This window comes from Microbacterium sp. NPDC089696 (genome assembly GCF_044749125.1).
Classification (GTDB): Bacteria; Actinomycetota; Actinomycetes; order Actinomycetales; family Microbacteriaceae; genus Microbacterium.
The window spans coordinates 939957-962769 of record NZ_JBIVHF010000001.1 but is presented as its reverse complement, the minus strand read 5'-3'; the positions used below and the strand labels follow the sequence as shown (position 1 = coordinate 962769).

The window sequence follows — 22813 nt, the reverse complement described above, 5'->3', positions numbered from 1 at the left end:
GCGTCAGCGGCGCGGGGCGCGGCGGCGAGCGGCCGCCGCGTCGTGCGTGAGCTGGAGCGGGATCGCCACGGGCTCGCCCCGCAGTTGCACGACGCGCACGAACAGGATGTCGACCAGCGCGAGCTGCGCGATCCTGCTCGACATCGCGGCCATGCGGAACGGCGACTCCTGCGCGTACGTCAGCAGCACGACGTCGGCCGCGAGGGCGAGCGACGAGTCCGGCACGCTGGTGACGGCCACGGCCAGAGCGCCGGCGTCTCGCGCGACCTCGGCCGCACGCACGACCTCCTGCGTCTCCCCGCCGTGCGAGAACGCGATCGCGACGTCCTCGCGGGTCCGCAGCGACGCCGCGGTGAGCGCGAGATGCGGGTCGGGGGAATGGGACACCGAGCAGCCGATCCGCGACAGCTTCTGCTGCAGGTCCTGCGCCGTGAGCGACGACGACGCCTGCCCGAACACGTCGACGTGTCTGGCCGCGACCACCGCGTGGGCGACTCTGTCGAGCGCGGCCGCGTCGAGCCCGAGCGCGGTCTTCTCGATCGCATCGATCTCCTGCGCCGCGAGCTTCGCCGCGATGGCCGGCGGCTCGTCCCCGGGGTCGATCGCCGTCGTGTCGAGGCTGAATCGGGCCTGCTGCGCCTGGGCGAGCGTGACCGTGCGGGCCACGGCCACGCGCAGCTCCCGGTAGCCGCTGAAGCCGAGGGACTGCGCGAAGCGCGCAACCGTCGACAGCGAGGTGTTGCACAGCCGGGCGAGGTCGTTGATGGCGAGGTCGACGACGAGCGTGGGGTCGCCGAGGATCGTCTCCGCGACCCGTGCCTCAGCGGCAGTCAGGCGGGGGATCGATCGGCGTACCAGCGCGAGAACGTCAGCGTCCACGGTGCCATCCTGCCTCAGTCGGCCCGACCTGCGCCCGTCGGTGGCGAAACGGATGCTCCGCGCAGACGTTCGCCCGCGATCTCGGCGCCGATGCGACTGGCCGCTCCGACCTGGACGACCGGCAGCGGAAGCTCGTGCTCCGGGGCCAGCCCGACGTTCACGACGACCGCCTCCGGATCCCGCAGAGCCGCCCTGCGCACGAGGTCGCGCTGCGCGGCGTCCGCATCGGGACGGTCGACGAGGATCACGGTCAGGCCCTCCGCCGACACGGCGGCGTCGAGCACGGCGTCCTGCTCCGCGACGGTGGCGCGCGCGACGTCGAGGCGCTCCCGGTGGTCGCCTCGTGCGAGCGCCTCCGCGACGTAGGCCGCGGCGCTGTCGACCGCGAGAGTGGAGCGCCGGCGGGCGTCGACGACCGCGAGGGCCGAGGCCTCCGCGACCGCGCCCGTGACGGCTCCGCCCACGATGGCGCGGGCGTCGAACTCCGCGGCCGCCGGCGAACCGGCGCCCCGCGCTCGCAGCGTCGCCGCCAGGGCCGCAACACGGGCGGCCGCCTCCTCGACGCGCTCCCGCGCGAGAGAGCCGTCCCGGAGCGCCGCGACGATGCCGTCGCGTGCCGCCCGGAAGTCCCGCTCGTCCTGGTCGGCGAGTGCGGCCTCGCCGGGGTTGGTGGGGTTCCCGATGCAGAGCAGGTCCGCGCCGGCCGCGAGGGCCAGAGCGGCTCCCCCGCCGATTCCGACGGTCTCGCGGATCGCGGCCATGTCGAGCGCGTCCGTGATGATCACGCCGTCGAAGCCCCACTCGCGCAGCATCCCGAGCACGGCCGGGTTCAGCGTCGCGGGCGCCTCGCCCCACGCGGGGACGACGATGTGCGCGGTCATGATCGAGTCGACCCCGGCGGCGATCGCGGCGCGGAACGGTGCGAGGTGCACGCGTTCGAACTCCTCGATGTCGAGGGAGATCTCCGGCAGCGAGTGGTGCGAGTCGAGGTGCGTGTCGCCGTGGCCGGGGAAGTGCTTGACGCACGCGGCGACACCGCGGCCCTGGATGCCGGCGACCTCGGCGACCGTGTGGCGTGAGACCAGAGCCTCGTCGCTGCCGAAGGAGCGCACGCCGATCACCGGGTTGCGCGGATCCGTGTTCACGTCGGCGACGGGGCCGAGCACGACGTTCCCGCCGATCGCCGCCACACGTCGCGCGAGCTCCGCGCCGGTCGCCCGCGTGGCGTCCGCGTCGTCGAGGCGACCGAGCTGCGCCGCTCCGGGGAGCGTGGAGCCGGTCGCGGACTCGAGCCGCGTGACGCTGCCGCCCTCCTCGTCGATGCCGATCAGGGCATCGGGGTTCGCGGCGAGGATCGCGTCGCTCAGCGCGGCGAGTCCGTCGCCGATGTTCTGACCGAAGTACACGACTCCGGCCAGCCCGTCGCGGAGCTCGGCGAGCAGCCAGTCGGGCGCCTCGGTGCCGAAGAACCCGGGCCAGAGGACGCGATTCGCGAGCAGCTCGAGGTCGTCGCTCATCCCTTCACCGCTCCCGCCACCATGCCGGCCGAGAGACGGCGCTGCACGATCACGAAGAAGATCATGACCGGGACCGTGATGATCGTCGACGCGGCCATGATGCTGCCCCAGTCGTTCGCGTACAGGCCGAAGAACGACTTCAGTCCGATCGAGACCGTGTACTGGTCGGTCTGCGCGCCGAGGATCGTCATCGCGAAGATGAACTCGTTCCACGCCGTGATGAAGCTGAAGATGCTCGTCGCGACCAGACCGGGCATCACGAGCGGCAGCAGGATCGAGCGGAACATGCGCCACCAGCTCGCGCCGTCGATGTACGCGGCCTCCTCGAGCTCGACGGGCACCGCCGCGACGAACCCGCGCAGCATCCAGATGCCGAAGGCGAGCGACAGCGCCACGTACACGACCATGAGTCCGAGGATGCTGTTGAGCAGCCCGAGGCTCTTGACCTGCAGGAAGAGCGGGATCACGAGCGCCTCGAGGGGCACCATCTGCACGACGAGGATCATCATGAGGATCGTCGTGCGGAACTTGAACCGGAAGCGCGCGACGGCCACGGCCGCGAGAAGGCAGACGAGGGCGCTGACGAGCACGGTCACGAGCGCCACGATCGCGGAGTTCCGCAGATACGTGCCGAACCCTCCCTCGGTGAGCACGAACGCGAAGTTGTCGAAGCTGAACTCCTGCGGGAGCAGCGACTGCCCGCCCGACGACGCCTTCTTGTCGAGGGCGCTGGAGACCATCCAGTAGACGGGGAACAGGGTGAAGATCAGGACGGCGGCGACGCCGATCCCGACCCCGATGCGCGAGCGGAGCCTGGGGCGCGGGTTCACAGCTCGTCCTCCTTCATGAGGGATCGGATGTAGACGATCGTGATGCCGATCAGGAGCAGCGTGAGCAGCACGGCGAGCGCCGCGCCGAAGCCGTAGCGGTTCTGCCCGAAGGACTCCACGTACGACCACACGCCGAGGTTGAGCACCTGCCTGTTGCCGCCGCTGCCGCCGGGCATCAGGTAGACCTGCGCGAAGACCTTGAAGTCCCAGATCGTCGACAGGATGATCACGACCGAGAAGACGGGCTTGAGAGTCGGGAAGATGATCTTCCAGAATCGGCGCCACGCGCCGGCGCCGTCGAGCGCCGCGGCCTCGAGCATCTCCTTGGAGACGCCCAGCAGGCCCGCGAGCACCGTGATCGCCACGAACGGGAAGCCGTGGTGGACGACGTTGAGGAGCACGATGCCGTAGAACGACCACTGGTTCGTGAACCAGTTCACGGCGCCGTCGATCAGGCCGAGGTTCTGCAGCATCGTGTTGAAGATGCCGCGGTCGGCATCGAAGATGAACGTCCAGACGTAGGTGCCGGTCACGGCGGGCATCGCCCAGGCGACCATGATGCAGCTGGAGACGATGGTGCGCCACACCGGGCCGAGCCGCGCGAGCAGCAGGGCCACGAGCGTGCCGAGGGCGACGGTCGCGAACACCGCGACGGCGGCGAAGCCCACCGTGTTCGGCAGGACGACCGTCCAGAGCGTCGGGTTGGTGAGCGCCTCGACGTAGTTCTCGAGGCCGATCCAGTTGCTCTCCCCCGTGTTGATCTCACGCAGACCGTAGTCCTGCAGGGAGTAGATGACCACCTGGACGAGCGGCCACAGCATGAGCACCGCGAGGATGATCAGCCCGGGGGCGAGGAGGAGCCAGGGGCGGGCCGTGATCAGCGAGAGGCCTCGCTTGCGCGGCCGGCCGCCGGCCACGGAGGCGGAGGTGGACTCCGCCTTCGTGGCCGGCAGTGGCGCTTGCACCATCGACATGAGGTGATATTGCCTATCTGTCTTACTGGTTGAGCAGCTCGGTCATCTCGGCGGCGGCGTCCTTCGTCGCGGTCGCGACGTCCTTCTGCCCGCTGAGGATGGCCTGGATCATCGCGTTGGTCGTCTTCTTGGCCTGGACGGCTCCGAAGTTCGGGGTCACCGGCACGGATGCGCCGCCCTCGACCATCTGCTCCGCGAACGGCGCGACGAGCGGGTCGGTCGAGGCGAGCGCCTCTTCCATCGCCGACTGGACGCCGGGGAAGTAGCCGGTCTCGTCGGCCCACTTCTCGGCGAACTCGCCCGTGGTCATGAGCTGCACGAACTTCCACGCGAGGTCGGCGTTCTTCGTGGTGTTGAACACCGACAGGTGCGATCCGCCGAGCACGGACGGAGCGATGCCGCCGTCCTCGCCGGGGATGACCGCGGCGCCGATCTTGCCCTCGAGGTCGGGGTTCGCCTCGATGAGCGCCTTCGGGGTCCACGAGCCCGAAAGCATCATGGCGACGTTGCCCTGGGTGAACGCGTCACGCAGGTCGGTCTCCTTCCAGGTGGTCGCCCCCGCGGAGGAGAAGCCGTGCTCGGTCGCGAGTCCGGTGTAGAACTCGATGCCGGCCTGCGACTCGGTGCTGTCGAGCTCGCTGGTCCACTCGCCGCCCTTCTGCGTGGCGACCTCGCCACCGGCGCCCCAGACCCAGGGGTAGACCTGGAACTCGGCGTCGCCCGGGACCGGGAACGGCAGCATGTCGGGCTTGGCGGCCTTGATGGCGTCGCCCGCGGCGACGATGTCGTCCCACGTCTTCGGGGCGTCGAGGCCGAGCTCGTCGAACACGTCGGTGCGGTAGACGATCGAGCGGACGCCGGCGTACCACGGCATGCCGTAGAGCTCGTCGTCGTACGTGCCGGCGACCGCGAGGCCCTCGACGAGGTCGTCGCGGAGGCCCTTCTCGGCGTCGACGTAGGAGTCGAGCGGCTCGAGCGCGCCGGCGTCGGCGAACTCGGCGGTCCAGGTGGTGCCCGTCTCGGCCACGTCGGGCGTCGTCCCGCCCGCGATGGAGGTGACGAACCGGTCGTGGGCGTCGGCCCACTGGATCTCCTCGATCTTGACCGTGGCGCCGGTCTCCTTCTCGAACGCGTCCGAGACCTCGTCGTAGAAGGCGCTGGAGTCGGGGTTGGTGCCCTTCATGATCCAGACGGTGAGCTCCTGGCCCTCGCCGTCGACGGCACCGCCGTTGTCGCCGGCGCCACCGCCGGCACAGGCCGCCAGGCCCAGGGTGGCCGCGGCGCCGAGCGCCACGACCGGAAGAATGCGCTTGTGCATCAGGGATCTCCTCTTTGAACGTCCTGGCGGCATCGGGGTGCCTACCACGTAGGAAAAAGTATTCACGACTAACAAATTTCCTGCAAGTTATTCTCAGAAACGTCACGCAGCCGTAACATCAGGCGTCGTCAGGGTTCCCGGGTAGGCTCTGCCGCATGTCAGGCGCCCTCGACGATCAGAGACGATCCACCGTCGCGCGTCACGCGACTCTCCCGACACCCACAGCCTTCTCATCATTCCTCAAGATCCTGGGCATCTCTCTCAGCGTGCTTCTGGTCTCGGCGGTCGCTGTCGCCGGCTTCGTCGTGAGCGACCTCCTGACCCGCGTCGGCGACGGCGCCGTCACGCTCGAGGACTCCGTGGACGTCGCCCCTCCCTCCCTCGGCGCGTACCCGGCGGACAAGGCGTTCAGCATCCTCATCGTCGGCACCGACGAATGCGGCGACATCTCCACGCAACTCCTCGGCGAACGCTGCGAGGATCAGGACGGGGGCGTCCGCAACGACGTCAACCTGCTCGTGCACGTGTCGGCGGCGCCCCGCAACGTCACGGTGGTGTCCTTCCCCCGCGACCTGATGGTCGCCGTGCCCGAGTGCACGCGGGAGGACGGATCGACGGCCTCCTCGATGTCGAAGGCACCGCTCAACTCGGTCTTCGAGCACGCGGGCATCTCCTGCGTCGCGAAGACCGTGACCGACCTGAGCGACATCCCGATCGAGTTCGCCGCCAAGATCAGCTTCGACGGCGTGATCGCGATCACCGACGCGATCGGCGGCGTCGAGGTGTGCGTCGCGGGCGACGGCATCCGCGACTCGCAGGCCGGGATCGATCTCCCGGTGGGGACGCACACCGTGTCGGGCGCCTCCGCGCTCGCGTTCATCCGCACGCGACACGGCGTGGGAGACGAAAGCGATCTCGCGCGCATCTCGAACCAGCAGCAGTACATGTCGCGCCTGGCGAAGAAGATCCTCAGCGCCGAGACCCTCAGCGATCCGGCCGCGGTGCTGCGGCTCGCCGACACGGTGGCCGACAACATCGTCCCCAGCGACAAGCTGAGCAACCCGTTGACGCTCGGACAGCTCGCGCTCGCGCTCAAGGACGTCCGCTTCTCGGACTTCGTGTTCGTGCAGTACCCCAACCTCGACGACCCGGACAACCCGGGCGTCAAGGTCGTGCCGGACGAGCAGACGGCGGAGGCGCTGTGGTCGGCGCTCGCGGCGGGAGAGGCGATCTCGCTCTCCGGCGACGTCGCGACGCACGACGGCGTGGAGCTCACGACGCCCGCGCCCGACGACGTCGCCGCGACTCCGGACGCCACGGCGGCTCCGCGTGCCACGCTGCCCCCGGAGATCTCCGGTCAGAGCGTCGACCAGGAGACCTGCTCGGTGGGCAACCAGAGGCGCTGAGACGACCGGACGAGCGCGTAGTCTCGGAGCATGGGCAGGACGCGCGCGCGGGACACGGAGCAGCCGCAGGCTCGACTCGATCACGGCGGGATCGCCCGCATCGTCCCGTCCGAGTTCACGAGCGGCTTCGAGCTCATCGTCGACGACACCCCGCAGTCGCACGTCGACCTCGACGACCCGACGCACCTGCACTTCGAGTACATCGTGCGGATGGGCGCCGTGATCGACCAGCTCCCCGACGGTCCGCTCACGGCCGTGCATCTGGGAGCGGGCGCGCTGACGATCCCGCGCTACGTCGAGGCGACCCGTCCCGGCTCGCGCCAGCAGGTCATCGAGCTCGAGGCGCCTCTCGCCGCGCTCGTCCGCGAGCATCTGCCGCTCCCCCGCGGCGCCGCGATCCGGGTGCGCATCGGAGACGCGCGCGACGGGGTGGGTCGCCTGCCGGCTGCGCTGCACGGCAGCTGCGACCTGGTCGTGTCCGACGTCTACTCCGGAGCGCAGACGCCCGCACACCTGACGAGCGTCGAGTTCTACCGAGAGCTGCGCGAACTGCTCCGCCCCGACGGCGTGCTTCTCGTGAACGTCGCCGACGGTCCGGGACTGGCGTTCGCCCGCCGTCAGGTCGCGACGATCGCCGAGGTGCTGCCCGAGATCGGCGTGCTCGCCGACACCCAGGTGCTGAAGGGCCGACGCTTCGGGAACCTCGTGATCGCCGCGTCCGCCGCACCGCTGCCGACCGAGTGGCTCCCGCGGATGCTTGCGGCCGGCCCGCATCCCGCGAAGATCGCGCAGGGCACCGAGGTCGCCGCGTTCCTCCAGGGGGCGCGGGTCGTGACCGATGCGGATGCCGTCGCCTCGCCCCGTCCCGACGCGTCGCTGTTCCTGCGCTGACCCGGCCGACGGATCCGGATGTGCGGGTCCGGGGCGTGCCGCCCCGACGGCTCGACCCATCGAGGGCACACTTGTCGGGGGATGCTGCGGAAGGAGAGCAATGAATTTCATCCGAGGGTACGACCAGGAGAGCCTTCGCGAACTGGTCGATCTCGATGAATGCGCGGCACGCCTCGACGAGATCTCGCCTCAGCGCAGCCTGCCCGCGCTCCTGGAGCGGGTCTGGCTGTTGAAGGTCCTCGACCGCCTGGACGAGGCACTCGCCCTGGCCGACGACACCGTGCGCCAGGCGCGCATGGCGGGGACCCGCAAGGACGTGCTCCGCGCACGCGTGCTGCACGCCACCGTGCTGCAGCATCGTCGCGCTCACGCCGCCGCCGAGCAGGAGCTCGCGACCTGCGCCTCCGAGGCCGAGGGCCAGCGCTGGGTGTCGATCGCGGCGTTCGCGCATCATCACCACGGCCGGAACGCGTACGAGTCGGGCGACTACGACACGGCCCGCGAGAGCTTCAAGCAGTCGCTGTTCCTGCGCCGCGAGGCGGGAGCCGACGACCGCGAGCTGGAGACCGTGCTCCTCGCGATCGAGGCCGCAGAGCGCCGTCGCTCCTCGGAGCTGCTCGCGGGCTGAGTCGCGCGGATGTCGCCTGCGCCCCGATGTCGGCGGCATGGCTTAGCCTGAGCGCATGGCGGAACTGGAGCGAGTGCGCGTCTGGGGCGAGGCACTCATCACGATGCACCTCGACGACAGCTGGTCGTTCGGGTTCGACCATGCGAAGCGACGCGCGGGTCAGTGCGACTACTCGAAGAAGCGCATCACGGTGTCGCGGTACCTCGCCGCGCGCTTCGAGGACGACGAGATCCATCAGGTGCTGCTGCACGAGGTCGCGCACGCGCTGGCCGGCCATGCCGCCGCGCACGGCTCGACCTGGAAGCGCGTGGCCCGCGACCTGGGCTACGTCGGCGGCACCACGCACCGCGGAGAGACCGCGGTCGAGCTCGCACCGTGGGTCGGCACCTGCCCGGCGGGTCACGTCACGTACCGGCACCGCCGTCCGTCGAGGGCGACGTCGTGCGCGCGCTGCTCGCGCAGCTTCGACGCTCGATACGTGTTCGCCTGGGCGCGGCGGGAGATCAGCGCGGACGTGCGGCTCGCGGCGCAGATGTCGCGCTGACGGTCGAGCTCAGGAGCGGCGCTCGTCCGCGTCCGCGTCGTCGACGCGCTCGGACTCGACCGGTGCGGACTCGACCGGTGCGGACTCGACCGGTGCGGGATCGACCGGTGCGGGATCGCTCTCCGCGGGTCGTGCAGCGCGTCGGCGCAGAAGCGCGGCGACCGCCCGCCAGCCCACGAGCAGTAGACCCAGGGTGAGCGTCGCGACGATCACGAAGGCGACCTGTGCCGTGTCGCCCGACACGAGACGCAGCAGGATGCCGCCCACGACCGTCACCACCCAGACCACGACGCCCCACAGCAGCGACCAGGGTCGACGCGGACGCGCGGGCAGGAGTGCGGCCACCGCGTGTCCGAGCAGCAGCGCGACGAGGAACGGCCAGGCGGTGATGAGGAAGCCGCCGGCGTCTTCCTGGTGCGAGGCGCGGCCGATCACGGCGAACACGAGCACGAAGACGGCGTCGAGGATGAGAGCGGGGACGTATCTCATGCCCCGACCCTACGACGCGGCCGGGACTTCGCCCGCAGGACTCACCCGAAGGCGGTCGACACCTCAGTCGAAGGCGACGAACTCCCCGTCGCGCAGCACCGGGACCACGTCGATCGCGTCGAGCACCGCCGCGTCCGCAGCCGTGGTGGGCACGAGCCCTGCGGCGGACATGCGATCCGTCGCGGGCACTCCCTCCGCGATCTCGCGCGCCGACCCGCTGGCGCTGACCATGTGACGCAGAGCGCGACGCAGCGCGCGGAACCCTTCGGCCGCGACCGCGGCATCCGGGGCGGTGTGGTCGATGCCGCGGGTCGTGAGCGCGTCGATCACGGCGCCGGCTCCCAGCTGGTCCTCGACCGCGAACCGCAGCACCCCGGCGGAGTCGGCCTCCCCCGCGGCGATGACGGCGACCGAGGTGCGGGCCTGACGGCGCTCCTGCAGCGTCGTGACGGCAGCGGCGACGGCCGTCGCGTTGCGGAGTCCACCCACGAGCACGACCGCGTCCCGCGCGGCGGCGGCCACGGCCGCGCCGTTCCGCGACCATCCCTGCGCGTCGTCGAGGGCCACCGAGGAGCCGGATGCCACGGCGTCCGCGACCGTCGAGGAGAACCGCAGCACGTCGACGACCACGACGATGTCGGCGGGTGCCAGGCGGGCGAGTCCGTCGACTCCCCACTCGAGGCGCACCTGATACGTGGACTGATCGAAGGGAGTCGGCATCCGTCCAGCCTAGGACGCGACGGCACCCCCGCCCTCCGGAGAGGACGAGGGTGTCGAAAGATGACGGTCAGTCCGCGGCGAGCGCCTCCACCGGGGCGACGCGCGTGGCGAGCCGGGTCGGCGCGGCGGCGGCCACGAGCGTGAGCACGGCGGTCGCGGCGACGATGATCACCACGGGCAACCACGGCACGTGCGGGGCGACGAGTCCCGCGGGCTCGAAGTCGGGCAGCGTGGGGGTCGATCCGAGCAGCGACTGCGCCGCGATCCACCCGTACACGACCCCGAGGACGAGCCCGGTGAGCGTGGCCGCGACCGTGATGTGCGTCGCCTCGAGCAGCACCATGCGGCGGATCTGGGCGTTCGACAGCCCGATCGAGCGCAGCAGCCCCAGTTCACGACGCCGCTGCACGACGCCGATCGTGAGGAGGTTCACGAGACCGACGGCGGCGATCACGGCCGAGACCGCGACGAGGACCATCATGACTCCCGCGAAGGCGTCGAACGGCGTGAAGAACTCGTCGGGGATCGATCCTTCGGACTGCCCGATGAGCATCTGCTTGACCGACTCCAGGGCCACGGCGAACATCGTCACGAGCGTCACACCCATGACCACGCCGATCGCCATGCGCGACGAGCGCTCGGGGTAGCGCAAGGCGTTCTCGGCCGCGAGCCTCGCGGTGGCGCTCGAGCCGAACATCCGTCCCACGAGACGCAGCACCGGCGGCATGAACAGCACGGACCCGAGGGCGAGCCCCGTGAACGAGAGCAGACCGCCCACGAACGCGACGGCCACGCCGATCGGATGCATCAGCCCCACGGCGACACCGGCCGCGAGGAGCAGTGTGCCCGTCACGAGGAGGATCCACGAGCCGATATGCCGGCTCGTGCGCGACACCTCGTCGTGGGTGCGCTCGACCGACCCTCCGATGGCCTGCAGAGGCGTGACGGTGAGGACGCGGCGGGATCCGGCCCACGCCGCCGCCCACGTCGTCAGCGCGACGCCGACCGCCGGGAGCAGCACGAACGGCTGCGCGAGCGTGAAGTCGCCGGGCACGTTCGCGATCAGCGACGTCCCGATCTGCACGCCGATGGCCGCGATGCCGATGCCCGCGAGCAGCCCGAGCGCGGCGCCGATCACGCCGACGACGAGGCCCTGGCGTCCGACCTCCGCCCGCTGCGAGCGCGCCGTGGCCCCGATCAGGCGCATGAGCGCGATCTGCCTCGTGCGACCGGCGATGATCGTCGAGAAGGTGTTGGCCGTGACGATCGCCGCGACGTACATCGCCACGGCGGTCAGCAGAACCGACAGCAGGCCGACGACGACCGCGAGGGTGCCGCTGTCTCCGATGTAGGGATCGGCCTGCAGCACCGCGCCGAGGAACGCGGTGGTCTCGACCAGCACCACGCCGAACGCCGCCGACAGCGCGGCGACGAGCAGACTGGCACCCATGCCGCGGTCGCGCAGCCACGCGAGACGCGGGGCCGTGGCCACGCTCTCCGGCACGATCGTGCGCGTGAGCGGCTCGACGACGGCGCTCACGCCGCCACCTCCGCCGCGAGCATGTACGCCGAGATCTCCTCGGCGCTCTGCCGCGGGTGGTCGGCGACGATACGGCCGTCGCCGAGGAACAGGACGCGGTCGGCGTGACTCGCGGCGATCGCGTCGTGCGTGACCATCGCGATCGACTGGCCGTGCTCCCGACTCGCGGTCGCGAGGAGCTGCAGGACCTCGCGGCCGGTCTTCGAGTCGAGGTTCCCCGTGGGCTCGTCGGCGAACACGAGATCCGGCGCCGTGGCGAGCGCGCGGGCGATCGCGACACGCTGCTGCTGGCCGCCGGACAGCTGGTGCGGGCGGTGCTGCAGGCGCGCGCCGAGACCGAGGGTGTCGATCAGGCCGTCGATCCGCGCCTTCTCCAGGGCGCTGGGACGCCGACCGTCGAGCTCGAACGGCAGCATGATGTTGCCGAGCGCGGTGAGGGTGGGCACGAGATTGAACGCCTGGAAGATGAAGCCGACGCGGCGGCGGCGCAGGATCGTGAGGTCGAGGTCGCCGAGGCCGGTGATCTCGGTGTCGCCGATCCAGGCGCGGCCCCCGGTGGGGGTGTCGAGCCCGGCCATGATGTGCATGAGCGTGGACTTGCCGGACCCGGACGGGCCCATGATGGCGGTGAACTGCCCACGACGGATGCCGACGCTGATGTCGTCGAGCGCGTGGACCGTGCCCTCGCCGGAGCCGTAGGTCTTAGTGAGGTGCTGGACGCGGGCGGCGAGCCCGAGGTCGGTGGTCGTGATCTCCATGTCATCGACGCTATTTCCGCGGCGTGGTGCGGCGCGTCGGCCGCTCGACGCATCCGCGTACATCTCCAGGATGATCCGGAGGCGTCGGAGGAACGGTCAGGCGAGCCCGTGCTCGAACGCGAACACCACGAGCTGCACGCGGTCACGCAGGGACAGCTTGGTGAGGATACGACTGATGTGGGTCTTCACGGTGGCCTCGCTCAGGTACTCCCGTGCCGCGATCTCGGAGTTCGAGAGCCCGCGGGCGGCCAGGGCGAAGATCTCCTGCTCCCGGTCCGTGAGCGACGAGAACTGCGGGGGAACGGGCTTCGGAGTCTCGGCGAAGTGCTCGAACAGCTCGCGGGTCGCTGAAGCGGCGATCACGCTCGATCCGGAGTGCACCGTGCGGATGGCGGCGAGGAGGAACTCGGGATCGGCGTCCTTGAGCAGGAAACCGCTCGCCCCCTGCCGGATCGCCCGCGCGGCCGCCTCGTCGAGATCGAACGTCGTGAGCATCACGATGCGCGGTGGCTCGGGCTGCAGGAGGATCTCCGCGGTCGCGGTGAGGCCGTCCATCACCGGCATCCGGATGTCCATGAGCACGACGTCGGGCCGAACGGCACGGACGAGGTCGATCGCCTCGCGTCCGTCCCCCGCCTCGCCCACGACGTCGAGGTCGGGCTGCGAGGCGATGAGCATGCGGATGCCGGCGCGGAACAGCGCCTGGTCATCCACGAGTACGACCCTGATCATGCACTCTCTCCGATCGGGAGCGTCGCGCGCACGACGAACTGCGCACCCTGACGCTCCGCCTGAAGGCTACCGCCCACGAGCTGCGCCCGCTCTCGCATGCCGATCAGTCCGTGCCCGCCGACCGCGGCCGTCTGCTCCCGCGCCACCGTGTTGCGCACCTGGATGTCGACACGGTCGGGAAGCCACGCGAGGTGCACGTCGACCGCGCCGTCGCCGTGCCTGATCGCGTTCGTGAGCGCCTCCTGCAGGATGCGGTACACGGCGAGCTGGATCGCTCCCGGCGGTTCTCCGGGCGGGGTCGGGTCGATCGTGATGCGTGGCTCGATACCGGCCTGCCGCACCTGGGCGAACAGCGCCTCCAAGTCGGCGAGCGTCGGCTGCGGGCCGTCTCCCTGGCGATGGCGCAGCTGGGTGAGCAGCAGCCGCACATCGCTCAGTGCACCGCGGGCGGTCTGGGCGATCGTGCCGAGCGCCTCCGTCGCCACCTCCGGTTTCGCGGCGGCGGCGTACCGTGCGCCGTCGGCCTGGGCGATCACGACCGCGAGGGAGTGCGCGACGATGTCATGCATGTCGCGCGCGATGCGCACCCGCTCCTGCTCCTCGGCCGCCAGCGACTCCGCCTGCAGCTGGGCGGCTCTCGTGCGGCGCGAGCGCAGGATGACGCGCCACAGCAGGCCGCACACCCACGCGAACCCGAGCGCGAGCAGGGAGAGGACGAGCAGCAATGTGCCCGCGGTGATCTTGTCCCATCCGCTGCCGGTGCCGAAGGCCACGCCGTTCACGATGACCATGTAGGTCGCCGCGACGAATCCGCCGCCGATGGCGGAACCGAAACCCCACCACAGCACACGTCGGCTGCCCCAGGCTGCCGTCGCATACAGCACCATGAGGATCGCGACGTCGATCGGCAGTGGGCCGAATCCGGCGAGCATCTGCAGCACCGCGCCGACCCAAGCGGCGATCAGCGCGAGTCTGGGGGCCAGGCGGCCGATCGCCACGCCGCCGAACATGAGCAGGCTCGCGATCACGACGGCCGCAGCGGAGGGCCCGGAGATGTCGGTGTTGCCCGTCCCCGGCCCGTAGAACACGATCGACATCGGCGTGAAGACGATGAAGAGCAGCGACGCCCCGACGATGTCGAGGACGAGCGCGGTGCGGGAGAGCGGGCGGATCACTCCCCCACGCTACGCGGGGCCGAGGTCGGCTCGCATCCGCCGGAGGATGTATCCGAGCGGGCGGCGATCACGCACGAGCGATGATCTCGCCATGCGGCACGAGGAACCAGCCGTCGCCGTCGTCGGCCCAGAGCCTCCACGCCTCGCTGATCGCCCGCAGATCGGACGACGAGGCCATCCCGCCGTCGAGCAGCTGACGCGCGAGCGCGGATTCGAGGATGCGGTCGGCCCACATCCCGCCCCACCACGCGCGGTCCTCGGGGGTCGCGTAGCACCAGGTGGACGCCGTCGCCGTGACGTCCGCGAAGCCCGCGGCGCGCGCCCACGACAGAAGTCGGCGCCCCGCATCGGGCTCGCCGCCGTTCGCGCGGGCCGCCCGGCGGTAGAGGTCCAGCCACGCGTCGAGCTCGGGCAGCATCGGGAACCAGTGGAATGCGGCGTAGTCGGCGTCGCGCGCCGCGACCACGCCGCCCGGCACCGCGACGCGCCGCATCTCGCGCAGCGCCTGCACCGGGTCGCCGACGTGCTGCAGCACCTGGTGGGCGTGCACGACGTCGAAGGAGTCGTCGGCGAAGCTCAGCGCGTGGACGTCCTCGACGGAGAATGCGAGGTTCGTGAGGCCGAGCCCTGCGGCGAGATCACGCGAGAGCGAGAGCGCGGTGTCGTCGATCTCGGTCGCCGTCACCTGCGCGACGACGCCGGCGAAGTCGACCGTGATGCTGCCGGGACCGGCGCCCACATCGAGGAGTCGCGTGTCGGCCCGGAGGTGCGGGCGCAGGTACGCGGCGGAGTTCGCGATATCGCGGACACTGTGCGAACGGAGGACGGATTCGTGATGCCCGTGCGTGTAGGTGGCCATGCTCCACAGTGTGTCAGGAACGTGTCGTGCTCCGACTCCACGGGCCGTCGGCGGCGAGCGCCGCCCGCACGGCATCCGCCGAGGCGTCCGCCTCGAGTCCCGAGGTGTCGACCACCAGGGCCTCCGGCGCCGCCCCCACCCCGGCTCCGCTCGCCGCGAGCAGTTCCTCGAGTTCGACATCCGACGATCCCGCCACGTCATCACCCGCGAGGAGCGGACCTCCGCCCGCTCGGCGCTGCTCCGAGCGCGCACGCCTCGACGCCTCGTCGGCGTCCAGGCGCACCACGGCGACGTCGGCGTGCGGAAAGGCCGCCGTGACCTCGGCGGGCGCGATCGTGGCCGGCGCGACGACCACCAGCGCCTCGGCGCCGACCTCCGCGAACGACTCGTGCAGGGCGACGACACCGGCGAGCGCGAGACCCGGTGCGTCGGGCGCGAACGCGAGCTGTGCGGCATCCGCGAATCCGGTGCGCAGGCCTGCCGCCCAGCGCTCCGACGCGATGCGCCATCCGACGGTCGAGGCGCCCACGAGCCGCGGGCCGGTGATCCAGAGGACGCTGCCGCTCGCGCGGGAGACGCCGGTCAGCTCATGCTCCGCCGCTTGATCGGGGTCGTCAGAGCCCTCCACCTCGGCGATCACCCGGTCCGCGACCTCGTCGGCTGTGAGGTCGTCGGTCGGCACGCGTCGCCAATCCGTGTGCGCGTCCGCGGACTCCGCGGTGCCGGCGGCGAGCGCTCCGGTCACCTGCTCCTCGGCCCAGTCCCGCACAGCCAGACGCGACCGGCGCACGGACTCCGCCGCATCCAGCCACACCGAGGTCGCCGGGTAGCCGTGCGCGGGCGGCTCGAAGCGGGTCTCCGCGACGCCCGAGACCACCAGGGTCGCTGCTCCCGTCGCCGCGAAGCCCCGCGCCACGCGCGCCAGCACGCGCTCCTTCAGAGCCCAGCGATCGGGGTCCCCCTCAGGAGCCGGATAGCACATGCCGAGCTGGTCGATGTCGACGTACCCGGCGCGGATGCCGTCGGAGCGCAGACGCTGCGCGATGATCCAGGCGACGGCGCTCTTGCCGACGCCGGGGCCGCCCGCGAGCCTCAGGATCTCCACGTGCACACCGTACGGGGTCGGCGCGCTCAGCGCAGGTCGGCGACCGCGCGCCGGATGGACTCGCGGTCCGGCTTGCCCGAGGCGAGCACGTCGAGCTCGTCGACGAGGACCATCCGCGCGGGACGCGCGTGCTTGCCGAGCTCCTCGGCGACCGCGTCGCGCGCCTGCACGAGCTGGTCGGACTCGCTGCGGCGCAGAGCCTCCCCCCGCACGGCGACGATGACCGAGGCCTCGCCCCACCGCTCGTCGTCGACTCCGACCACCACCGCGCCGCTGAGACCGGGGATGCGCCGCACGATCCTCTCGACGCGATCCAGGGACACGTTGATCCCGCCCGAGACGATCACGTTGTCGGCGCGGCCGTGCACGCGCACGACCCCGTCCTCGACGAGACCGAGGTCGCCCGTGCGATACCAGCGGATGCCGTGCTCGTCGTGCGTGAAGTTCCGGGCGGTGAGCTCGCCGTCACCGAGATACCCGTCGGCCAGCATGGGCCCGGCGATCCGCAGCTCGCCGTCGACCGTCCGCACGGCCACGGATTCCAGCGGAACGCCGTCGTACACGCATCCGCCGCTCGTCTCGGTGGAGCCGTACGTGCGCACGAGCCGCACCCCGAGATCGGCCGCGCGCTCGCGCAGCGGCTCCGGCAGCGCCTGACCTCCGACGAGGATCGCCCGGTACGCCTGCAGCGCCGCGAGCACCGGAGCATCGCCGGCGGCGTCGAGCAGCGTCGACAGCTGTGCGGGCACGAGCGAGGTGTACAGCTCGGGGAGGCCGTCGCCCGGCATCGGCCGCAGCATCGACAGCGTCGCCTCGGCGAAGGACTCGGGAGAGAAGCGGCCGTCGAGGGCGACGGGGTCCGTGCCGGCGAGGATCGAGCGGACGACGACCTGAAGACCCGCGACGTACCCGCCGGGGAGCGCGAGCAGCCAGCGTCCCGAGCCGATGCGCTGCGCCGTCGCCTCGGCGCTCGCGCGCAGCGCCTCCCCGCTCAGCGCGACCCTCTTGGGGATGCCGCTGGAGCCCGAGGTCGCGATCACGACCGCGGTGCCGCGCGGAACCCAGTCCGGGGCGTCGCCGAGCATCCCGAAGCCCAGCGCAGGACCGCCCTCCAGCGCGCGGGCGAGGGCGTCGCGCAGCAGCGCGGGGTCGTCGGCGTCCATCGCGATCAGTCCGACCATGACCGCTCCGTCCTCTGCTCGTCCGTCCGAGGTTCCGGTGATTCCGGACTCAGTAGTGCCAGGGGAACGACGACCAGTCGGGGTCGCGCTTCTCGAGGAAGGAGTCGCGGCCCTCGACGGCCTCGTCCGTGCCGTAAGCCAGGCGCGTGGCCTCGCCCGCGAAGACCTGCTGTCCGACCAGACCGTCGTCCACGGCGTTGAACGCGAACTTCAGCATGCGGATCGCGGTCGGCGACTTGGTGAGCACCGTGCGCGCCATCGACAGGGCCTCGCGCTCGAGCTCGGCGTGCGGGACGACGCGGTTCACGGCACCGGCCTCGTAGGCGCGCTGCGCCGAGTACTCCTCGGCGAGGAAGAACACCTCCCGCGCGAACTTCTGCCCGGTCTGGCGCGCCATGTACGCGGAGCCGTATCCCGCGTCGAAGCTTCCGACGTCGGCATCCGTCTGCTTGAAGCGGGCCTCTTCCGCCGAGGCGATCGTGAGGTCGCACACGACGTGCAGGGAGTGCCCGCCCCCCGCGGCCCACCCGGGGACGACCGCGATCACGACCTTCGGCATGAACCGGATCAGGCGCTGCACCTCGAGGATGTGCAGTCGGCCGGCGCGCGCGTGCGTTTCGTCTCGCTCCGCTCGCTCAACGACCGAATCTTCGTCGTCGGAGTACTTGTAGCCATCGCGTCCGCGGATGCGCTGGTCGCCGCCCGAGCAGAAGGCCCAGCCGCCGTCCTTGGGGCTCGGCCCGTTGCCGGTGAGCAGCACGGCGCCGATGCGCGGGTCCTGACGCGCGATGTCGAGCGCGCGGTAGAGCTCGTCGACCGTGTGCGGGCGGAACGCGTTGCGCACCTCGGGGCGGTCGAACGCGATGCGGGCGACGCCGCCGTCGTGCGTGACGTGCGCCGTGATGTCGGTGTACTCCTCGGCGCCGGGCGCGAGCGTCCACTCGTCGGGGTCGAACAGGTCGGAGACGAATGCGCTGGTCACGGCATCCAGCCTATTCCCGCAGGCCCGACGGTCACGAGCGGGACGCTCGCGCCGTCTTGATCCACCCGTCGACGATGTCCCAGAGAGGGAACGCGACGAGGCAGAAACCCGTGATGATGGCGAGGATATTGAGCACGTCGGGTTCGACGACGTCGCCGCGGGCAGTGAACTCGAGGAACGCCGGGTTCACGAGTTCACCGCGGACCAGCAGCACCAGCGCCCACGCCGAGAAGGCCAAGGCGAGCACTGTATTGACGACCGCGAGCCCGACCGTCCAGCGCCCGCGGGCGTAGACGGCGATCGTCAGCAGCGTCTCGGCCGCGATGAGCGCGAACAGCACGGTGATGCCCCACGGCCACAGACCGGGGTGCAGCAACGGTATCGGCGCTCCTCCGGTCGGGAAGAACCCGAGCAGCGCGTCCCAGAACACCGCACCGACGCCGAGCACGAGGAACACGATCGAGGCGATCGCATCCGCGCGGCCGGCGCCGTTCTCGCTCGGCTCGGGCAACTGGTCAACGTCCCAGTCCGCAATCGTGGTCTCGCTGTTCGAGCGCTCCAGGATGACGAACACCAGGGTGGTCCAGAAGGCGATGTGCACGACGGCCCCGAGCGTCGCGACCACGGCGGAGCCGATCACCTCCCCGGTGTCAGCACCCGAGAGTACATGCCCGAGCGCGACGGCCACGAGCACGCAGGCAGGCACGATCCAGAGCAGCAGCTTCAGCAGCCGCCACCAGGTCAGGTAGTACCTCGGCCCGATGAGGTGCAGCGGACGATCGGCGTATCCGGCCGCCAGCAGCCCCGGGTCGCCGAGCTCGGTGAGGACCGCGCGCTCGGCGGACTCCGGGGTCTCGCCATGCTCGAGGCGGGCCTCGATCGCATCGGCGATGGAGGCCTCGAGCTCGGCGCGCACGTCGCCCTGCGCCTCGGGGCGCAGGCTGCGGATCGTCGCGCCGATGTAGCGCTCGGTGAGGGTGGCTGTGGTGGGCATGTCAGTTCTCCTCGGAGGTGAGGGAGGTGATGGCCGTCGTGAGGGCGCGCCATTCGTCGGTGAGGGTGTCGGCGAGCCGGATGCCGGCCTCCGATGTGCGATAGAACTTGCGGGGCCTGGCCTCGTCGGTGTTCCACTCGCTCGTGAGGTACTCCTGCTTCTCGAGTCGACGAAGCAACGGGTACAGCGTGTTGGCGTCGGTCGAGAACCCGCGCGCCTCGAGCTGCTCGAGCAGTCCGTAGCCGTATCCGGCGGTGCGCAGCAGCTGCAGGCAGGCCAGCACCACGGTGCCGCGGCGCAGTTCCTGCAGGTGCGTGTCGAGCGTCTCGTTCATGTCCGTCACATTACTGTGCGTCACACACTATCGTCAATGGCACAGATATGGATGACGCACTCTCGGGCGGTTGGACCGGGATCGATAGCGTGGACGCATGCCTCTCGACCTCCACCGCCTCGATCCGTTCGACGACGACGCCGTCGACGCCTGGTGGGAGGCGTACGCCGCCGCCGAGCGGGCAGACCGCGGCGCCGGAGCCACCGTCTGGACCCGCGACGAGACGCGCAGCGAGCTGCAGCAGGAGTCCGCTGTCGTCGACAGACGGGCCTACCTGATCCGAGACGCGGGCGCGGTCCTCGGATCCGCCAGCCTCGCCCTCCCCCTCAAGGACAACACCGGCATCGCCCACCTGGGCCTGAGCGTGCCTCCGGCGCACCGACGGCGCGGCGTCGGCACTCGCGCGCTCGCACTGCTGGAGCACGAGGCGCGGAGCGCCGGACGGACCACGACGCAGGCGTCGACGTCGTGGCCCCACGACCTCGGACCCGACGGGACGGGGTCACCCGGCCGCGAGTTCGCCCGCCGCCACGGCTACGCCCTCGCCCTGGGCGACGTGATGAGCCGCCTCGACCTCCCCGTCGACGAGAGTGCGCTTCGGGGGCACGAGGCGGCGGCTGCGGCATCCGGCCGCGCATACGAGATGAGATCCTGGGTCGGAGGCGTTCCCGACGAGGTGATCGAGCAGTGGGCGATCCTCGACGCGTCGCTCGAGACCGAGGCGCCGACCGGCGAGAAGGAGATCGAGGCGCAGACGCCCGACGTCGACAGCATCCGCGAGAGCGACGCCCTGATCGCACGGCAGCGGCGGCTCTCGTTCGGCACGATCGCCCTCGCTCCCGACGGCACGGCGGCCGCGTACTCTCAGCTCGTCGTGTCGACCGACGGCAACGCCTACCAGTGGGGCACGCTCGTGCGGACCGCGGATCGCGGTCACCGCCTCGGGCTGGCCGTCAAGATCGCCAATCTGCGGATGCTGCAGAGCACCGCACCCGAGGTTCGATCGGCGTACACGCACAATGCGGAGTCGAACTCCCACATGCTCGCCGTGAACGCCCTGCTCGGGTTCCGTCCGGTCGAACGACTGGGCGAGCTGCAGAAGCACCTGGACTGATCCTGCGGCACACGAGCACGCGTCCCGTGCCCGCCGCCCGCACAGAGCACAATGGGCACATGCTCCCGCCGCTCGCAGATCTGCTCGACTCGGCCAGGGTCGTCTCGCTCCCGATGCACATGCGCTTCCGGGGGGTGGACACCCGCGAGGCCCTGCTCTTGGAAGGACCCGAGGGATGGGCCGAGTTCTCTCCCTTCCTCGAGTACGAGGATGCCGAGGCGTCGACCTGGCTCGCCGCCGCGATCGACTTCGCCTGGCGCCCCCAGCCCGCACCCGTGCGAGATGTCGTCCGCGTCAACGCGACGGTCCCCGCCGTGGACGCGGCGCGCGTGCCGGAGGTGCTGTCGCGGTTCGCGGGATGCCGGACGGCGAAGGTCAAGGTCGCCGAGCCCGGTCAGTCCCTCGTCGACGACGTCGCCCGCGTCCGCGCCGTGCGCGAGGTCCTGGGACCGGAGGGGCGCATCCGGGTCGACGCGAACGGCCTGTGGAACGTCGACGAGGCCGAGCACGCCGTGCACGCGCTCGCGGAGTTCGACCTCGAGTACATCGAGCAACCGTGCGCCACCGTGCCGGAGCTCGCCGAACTGCGCACCCGCGTGAAGTACATGGGCATCCCGGTCGCGGCCGACGAGAGCGTGCGCAAGTCGTCCGATCCGCTCGCGGTCGCCCGTGCGAAGGCCGCCGACCTGCTCGTGATCAAGGCGCAGCCGCTGGGCGGCGTGACCCACGCCCTGCAGATCGTGACGGCCGCGGGCCTCCCCGTGGTGGTGTCCAGCGCGCTCGACACCGCGATCGGCCTCTCGCAGGGCGCCGCCCTCGCCGCGGCGCTGCCGACCCTGGAGTTCGACTGCGGCCTCGGCACGGCATCCCTGTTCCTCGACGACGTCGCCGATCGCCGTCCGGCCGACGGGGCGATCCCAGCCGAGCGCGCGGTACCGGACGCCGCGGCGCTCGACCGCCTCGCGGCGTCCCCCGACCGTCGCGACTGGTGGCTCGCCCGTCTCGAGCGCTGCCACGCGGTGCTCGCCGCGGGCTAGTCGCCGTCGGGAGCCCCGCTCACCTGCAGGCCGGAATCACGGATGCAGGCCGTGTGGCGTCAAGCCGGCATGCATCCGATGTCTCGGCATGCATCTGAGCGCGGCTCAGCGACCGTCGTTCAGACAAGCAGGAGCTGCACGAGGCGCCCGAGCTCCTCGCTGCCGGAGTGGCGGAGCCGGTCCGAGTCGTGGCCGGCCATCGCTCCGCGCACGGTCATGCCCTCCCAGATGATCATGAGCATGCGTGCGGCCGCGTCCGCGGGGATGCGGAGTTCGAGCGGGCTCACCTCGACGATGTCGGAGATGATCGTCGCGATGCTCGTGACCATCTCGCGCTCCTGGGCGAGGTAGGCGGCGCCGAACTGCGCGTCGCGCAGCGCGCGGATGCGGATCTCGCTCATCAGCATCACGCCGAGGCGGTCGTCGCTGCCGGCATCCATGATCTGCTGCACGAGCTCGATCGGGTCGCAGTCCTGGGCGAGCCCCCCGTCGGCGGCGATCTCGTCGACGCGGTCGCGCACGGCGTTGACCCGTTGCTCGGCCACGCTCCCGGCCAGCATGAGGAACAACTCGTCCTTGGACTCGAAGTTCGAGTAGAAGGCTCCTCGGGTGAAGCCTGCTCGGTCGCAGACCGCTTCGACCGAGGCGCCGTCGAGGCCGACCTCGGCGAAGACCTGGGCGGCGGCGTCGAGCAGGCGCGCTCGGGTGTTCTCTCGGCTGCGGGTTGCGGGCGTCGTCATCGAATCCTCCTGACCCTTCATTCTCACACCCCGTACACAGACTTCCGCGGGTGGATGACCCTACGA

At 71.1% G+C, this 22813-nt stretch carries 24 protein-coding genes; 6 read left to right on the top strand and 18 right to left on the bottom strand.

The window, feature by feature from the left end; all coding sequences use genetic code 11:
- Window positions 1-3: 3 nt before the first annotated feature.
- Genes ACIPY8_RS04570 through ACIPY8_RS04550 form a run of 5 tightly spaced genes read right to left on the bottom strand, consistent with a single transcriptional unit; the run spans window position 4 to window position 5518 of the window.
- The gene (locus ACIPY8_RS04570; RefSeq protein WP_400815439.1) at window positions 4-879 is read right to left on the bottom strand and encodes a MurR/RpiR family transcriptional regulator; all 876 of its coding nucleotides are present in this window, start codon (window positions 877-879) and stop codon (window positions 4-6) included.
- A gap of 14 nt (window positions 880-893) precedes the next feature.
- Window positions 894-2396, bottom strand: coding sequence for a glycoside hydrolase family 3 N-terminal domain-containing protein (locus ACIPY8_RS04565; protein ID WP_400815437.1), 1503 nt, complete (start codon window positions 2394-2396; stop codon window positions 894-896).
- Entirely contained in the window at window positions 2393-3226 is an 834-nt protein-coding gene (locus ACIPY8_RS04560) for a carbohydrate ABC transporter permease (RefSeq protein ID WP_400815436.1), read from the bottom strand. Before ACIPY8_RS04560 ends, ACIPY8_RS04565 begins: the two co-directional genes overlap by 4 nt.
- On the bottom strand, window positions 3223-4200 hold the full coding sequence (locus tag ACIPY8_RS04555) for a carbohydrate ABC transporter permease (RefSeq protein WP_400815433.1): 978 nt from the start codon (window positions 4198-4200) through the stop codon (window positions 3223-3225). The genes ACIPY8_RS04560 and ACIPY8_RS04555 overlap by 4 nt, the downstream gene beginning before the upstream one ends.
- Window positions 4201-4222: 22 nt before the next feature.
- Complete coding sequence (locus ACIPY8_RS04550) at window positions 4223-5518, bottom strand: sugar ABC transporter substrate-binding protein (RefSeq protein WP_400815431.1); 1296 nt, start codon at window positions 5516-5518, stop codon at window positions 4223-4225.
- A 155-nt stretch (window positions 5519-5673) separates the two neighbouring features.
- Between ACIPY8_RS04550 and ACIPY8_RS04545 the strand changes: the two genes are divergently transcribed.
- The 4 genes from ACIPY8_RS04545 (at window position 5674) to ACIPY8_RS04530 (ending at window position 8987) form a co-directional block, all read left to right on the top strand.
- The gene (locus tag ACIPY8_RS04545; protein WP_400815429.1) at window positions 5674-6924 is read left to right on the top strand and encodes an LCP family protein; all 1251 of its coding nucleotides are present in this window, start codon (window positions 5674-5676) and stop codon (window positions 6922-6924) included.
- Between the two features lie 30 nt (window positions 6925-6954).
- Entirely contained in the window at window positions 6955-7815 is an 861-nt protein-coding gene (locus ACIPY8_RS04540) for a spermidine synthase (RefSeq protein WP_400815427.1), read from the top strand.
- 100 nt (window positions 7816-7915) lie between these two features.
- The gene (locus tag ACIPY8_RS04535; protein WP_400815424.1) at window positions 7916-8443 is read left to right on the top strand and encodes a hypothetical protein; all 528 of its coding nucleotides are present in this window, start codon (window positions 7916-7918) and stop codon (window positions 8441-8443) included.
- 55 nt (window positions 8444-8498) lie between these two features.
- Entirely contained in the window at window positions 8499-8987 is a 489-nt protein-coding gene (locus tag ACIPY8_RS04530) for a SprT-like domain-containing protein (RefSeq protein WP_400815422.1), read from the top strand.
- 9 nt (window positions 8988-8996) lie between these two features.
- Here the strand turns inward: ACIPY8_RS04530 and ACIPY8_RS04525 are convergent, their stop codons facing one another.
- From ACIPY8_RS04525 to ACIPY8_RS04470, 12 genes are all read right to left on the bottom strand, one after another.
- Window positions 8997-9476, bottom strand: coding sequence for a DUF3054 domain-containing protein (locus ACIPY8_RS04525; RefSeq protein ID WP_400815420.1), 480 nt, complete (start codon window positions 9474-9476; stop codon window positions 8997-8999).
- 63 nt (window positions 9477-9539) lie between these two features.
- Complete coding sequence (locus tag ACIPY8_RS04520) at window positions 9540-10196, bottom strand: 2-phosphosulfolactate phosphatase (protein WP_400815419.1); 657 nt, start codon at window positions 10194-10196, stop codon at window positions 9540-9542.
- Between the two features lie 67 nt (window positions 10197-10263).
- Window positions 10264-11736, bottom strand: coding sequence for an FtsX-like permease family protein (locus ACIPY8_RS04515; protein ID WP_400815418.1), 1473 nt, complete (start codon window positions 11734-11736; stop codon window positions 10264-10266).
- A complete protein-coding gene (locus tag ACIPY8_RS04510) occupies window positions 11733-12494 on the bottom strand; it encodes an ABC transporter ATP-binding protein (protein ID WP_400815416.1) in 762 nt (253 codons plus the stop codon). The genes ACIPY8_RS04515 and ACIPY8_RS04510 overlap by 4 nt, the downstream gene beginning before the upstream one ends.
- A gap of 96 nt (window positions 12495-12590) precedes the next feature.
- Window positions 12591-13226, bottom strand: a complete 636-nt coding sequence (locus ACIPY8_RS04505) for a response regulator (RefSeq protein WP_400815414.1) — start codon at window positions 13224-13226, stop codon at window positions 12591-12593.
- On the bottom strand, window positions 13223-14401 hold the full coding sequence (locus ACIPY8_RS04500) for a sensor histidine kinase (protein ID WP_400815411.1): 1179 nt from the start codon (window positions 14399-14401) through the stop codon (window positions 13223-13225). Before ACIPY8_RS04500 ends, ACIPY8_RS04505 begins: the two co-directional genes overlap by 4 nt.
- Window positions 14402-14468: 67 nt before the next feature.
- Window positions 14469-15260 (bottom strand): class I SAM-dependent methyltransferase, encoded by a 792-nt coding sequence (locus ACIPY8_RS04495; RefSeq protein WP_400815409.1) that lies wholly within the window; start codon window positions 15258-15260, stop codon window positions 14469-14471.
- A gap of 13 nt (window positions 15261-15273) precedes the next feature.
- Window positions 15274-16365 (bottom strand): hypothetical protein, encoded by a 1092-nt coding sequence (locus ACIPY8_RS04490; RefSeq protein ID WP_400815407.1) that lies wholly within the window; start codon window positions 16363-16365, stop codon window positions 15274-15276.
- Between the two features lie 26 nt (window positions 16366-16391).
- Complete coding sequence (locus tag ACIPY8_RS04485) at window positions 16392-17546, bottom strand: AMP-binding protein (protein ID WP_400815405.1); 1155 nt, start codon at window positions 17544-17546, stop codon at window positions 16392-16394.
- 49 nt (window positions 17547-17595) lie between these two features.
- Window positions 17596-18528: a 1,4-dihydroxy-2-naphthoyl-CoA synthase gene (locus ACIPY8_RS04480; RefSeq protein ID WP_400815402.1), complete on the bottom strand. Its 933-nt coding sequence runs from the start codon at window positions 18526-18528 to the stop codon at window positions 17596-17598.
- A 31-nt stretch (window positions 18529-18559) separates the two neighbouring features.
- Window positions 18560-19522: a permease prefix domain 1-containing protein gene (locus tag ACIPY8_RS04475; protein WP_400815400.1), complete on the bottom strand. Its 963-nt coding sequence runs from the start codon at window positions 19520-19522 to the stop codon at window positions 18560-18562.
- Window position 19523: 1 nt separating this feature from the next.
- Complete coding sequence (locus ACIPY8_RS04470; protein ID WP_400815398.1) at window positions 19524-19856, bottom strand: PadR family transcriptional regulator; 333 nt, start codon at window positions 19854-19856, stop codon at window positions 19524-19526.
- A 97-nt stretch (window positions 19857-19953) separates the two neighbouring features.
- Here ACIPY8_RS04470 and ACIPY8_RS04465 point away from each other — a divergent pair, with 97 nt between their 5' ends.
- Complete coding sequence (locus ACIPY8_RS04465) at window positions 19954-20970, top strand: GNAT family N-acetyltransferase (RefSeq protein WP_400815396.1); 1017 nt, start codon at window positions 19954-19956, stop codon at window positions 20968-20970.
- A gap of 59 nt (window positions 20971-21029) precedes the next feature.
- Window positions 21030-22007 (top strand): o-succinylbenzoate synthase, encoded by a 978-nt coding sequence (locus ACIPY8_RS04460; protein ID WP_400815394.1) that lies wholly within the window; start codon window positions 21030-21032, stop codon window positions 22005-22007.
- 119 nt (window positions 22008-22126) lie between these two features.
- On the opposite strand, the gene ACIPY8_RS04455 is transcribed toward ACIPY8_RS04460, so the two are convergent.
- Window positions 22127-22747, bottom strand: coding sequence for a TetR/AcrR family transcriptional regulator (locus ACIPY8_RS04455; protein ID WP_400815392.1), 621 nt, complete (start codon window positions 22745-22747; stop codon window positions 22127-22129).
- Window positions 22748-22813 lie beyond the last annotated feature (66 nt).

Bases quoted from the DNA above. Each gene is read 5' to 3' on its own strand.
- ACIPY8_RS04455 (WP_400815392.1), bottom strand. From the start codon at position 22,747: ATGACGACGCCCGCAACCCGCAGCCGAGAGAACACCCGAGCGCGCCTG.
- ACIPY8_RS04555 (WP_400815433.1), bottom strand. From the start codon at position 4,200: ATGTCGATGGTGCAAGCGCCACTGCCGGCCACGAAGGCGGAGTCCACC.
- ACIPY8_RS04525 (WP_400815420.1), bottom strand. From the start codon at position 9,476: ATGAGATACGTCCCCGCTCTCATCCTCGACGCCGTCTTCGTGCTCGTG.
- ACIPY8_RS04460 (WP_400815394.1), top strand. From the start codon at position 21,030: ATGCTCCCGCCGCTCGCAGATCTGCTCGACTCGGCCAGGGTCGTCTCG.
- ACIPY8_RS04505 (WP_400815414.1), bottom strand. From the start codon at position 13,226: ATGATCAGGGTCGTACTCGTGGATGACCAGGCGCTGTTCCGCGCCGGC.
- ACIPY8_RS04470 (WP_400815398.1), bottom strand. From the start codon at position 19,856: ATGAACGAGACGCTCGACACGCACCTGCAGGAACTGCGCCGCGGCACC.
- ACIPY8_RS04485 (WP_400815405.1), bottom strand. From the start codon at position 17,546: ATGGTCGGACTGATCGCGATGGACGCCGACGACCCCGCGCTGCTGCGC.
- ACIPY8_RS04530 (WP_400815422.1), top strand. From the start codon at position 8,499: ATGGCGGAACTGGAGCGAGTGCGCGTCTGGGGCGAGGCACTCATCACG.
- ACIPY8_RS04550 (WP_400815431.1), bottom strand. From the start codon at position 5,518: ATGCACAAGCGCATTCTTCCGGTCGTGGCGCTCGGCGCCGCGGCCACC.
- ACIPY8_RS04510 (WP_400815416.1), bottom strand. From the start codon at position 12,494: ATGGAGATCACGACCACCGACCTCGGGCTCGCCGCCCGCGTCCAGCAC.
- ACIPY8_RS04545 (WP_400815429.1), top strand. From the start codon at position 5,674: ATGTCAGGCGCCCTCGACGATCAGAGACGATCCACCGTCGCGCGTCAC.
- ACIPY8_RS04475 (WP_400815400.1), bottom strand. From the start codon at position 19,522: ATGCCCACCACAGCCACCCTCACCGAGCGCTACATCGGCGCGACGATC.
- ACIPY8_RS04520 (WP_400815419.1), bottom strand. From the start codon at position 10,196: ATGCCGACTCCCTTCGATCAGTCCACGTATCAGGTGCGCCTCGAGTGG.
- ACIPY8_RS04495 (WP_400815409.1), bottom strand. From the start codon at position 15,260: ATGGCCACCTACACGCACGGGCATCACGAATCCGTCCTCCGTTCGCAC.
- ACIPY8_RS04465 (WP_400815396.1), top strand. From the start codon at position 19,954: ATGCCTCTCGACCTCCACCGCCTCGATCCGTTCGACGACGACGCCGTC.
- ACIPY8_RS04535 (WP_400815424.1), top strand. From the start codon at position 7,916: ATGAATTTCATCCGAGGGTACGACCAGGAGAGCCTTCGCGAACTGGTC.
- ACIPY8_RS04540 (WP_400815427.1), top strand. From the start codon at position 6,955: ATGGGCAGGACGCGCGCGCGGGACACGGAGCAGCCGCAGGCTCGACTC.
- ACIPY8_RS04565 (WP_400815437.1), bottom strand. From the start codon at position 2,396: ATGAGCGACGACCTCGAGCTGCTCGCGAATCGCGTCCTCTGGCCCGGG.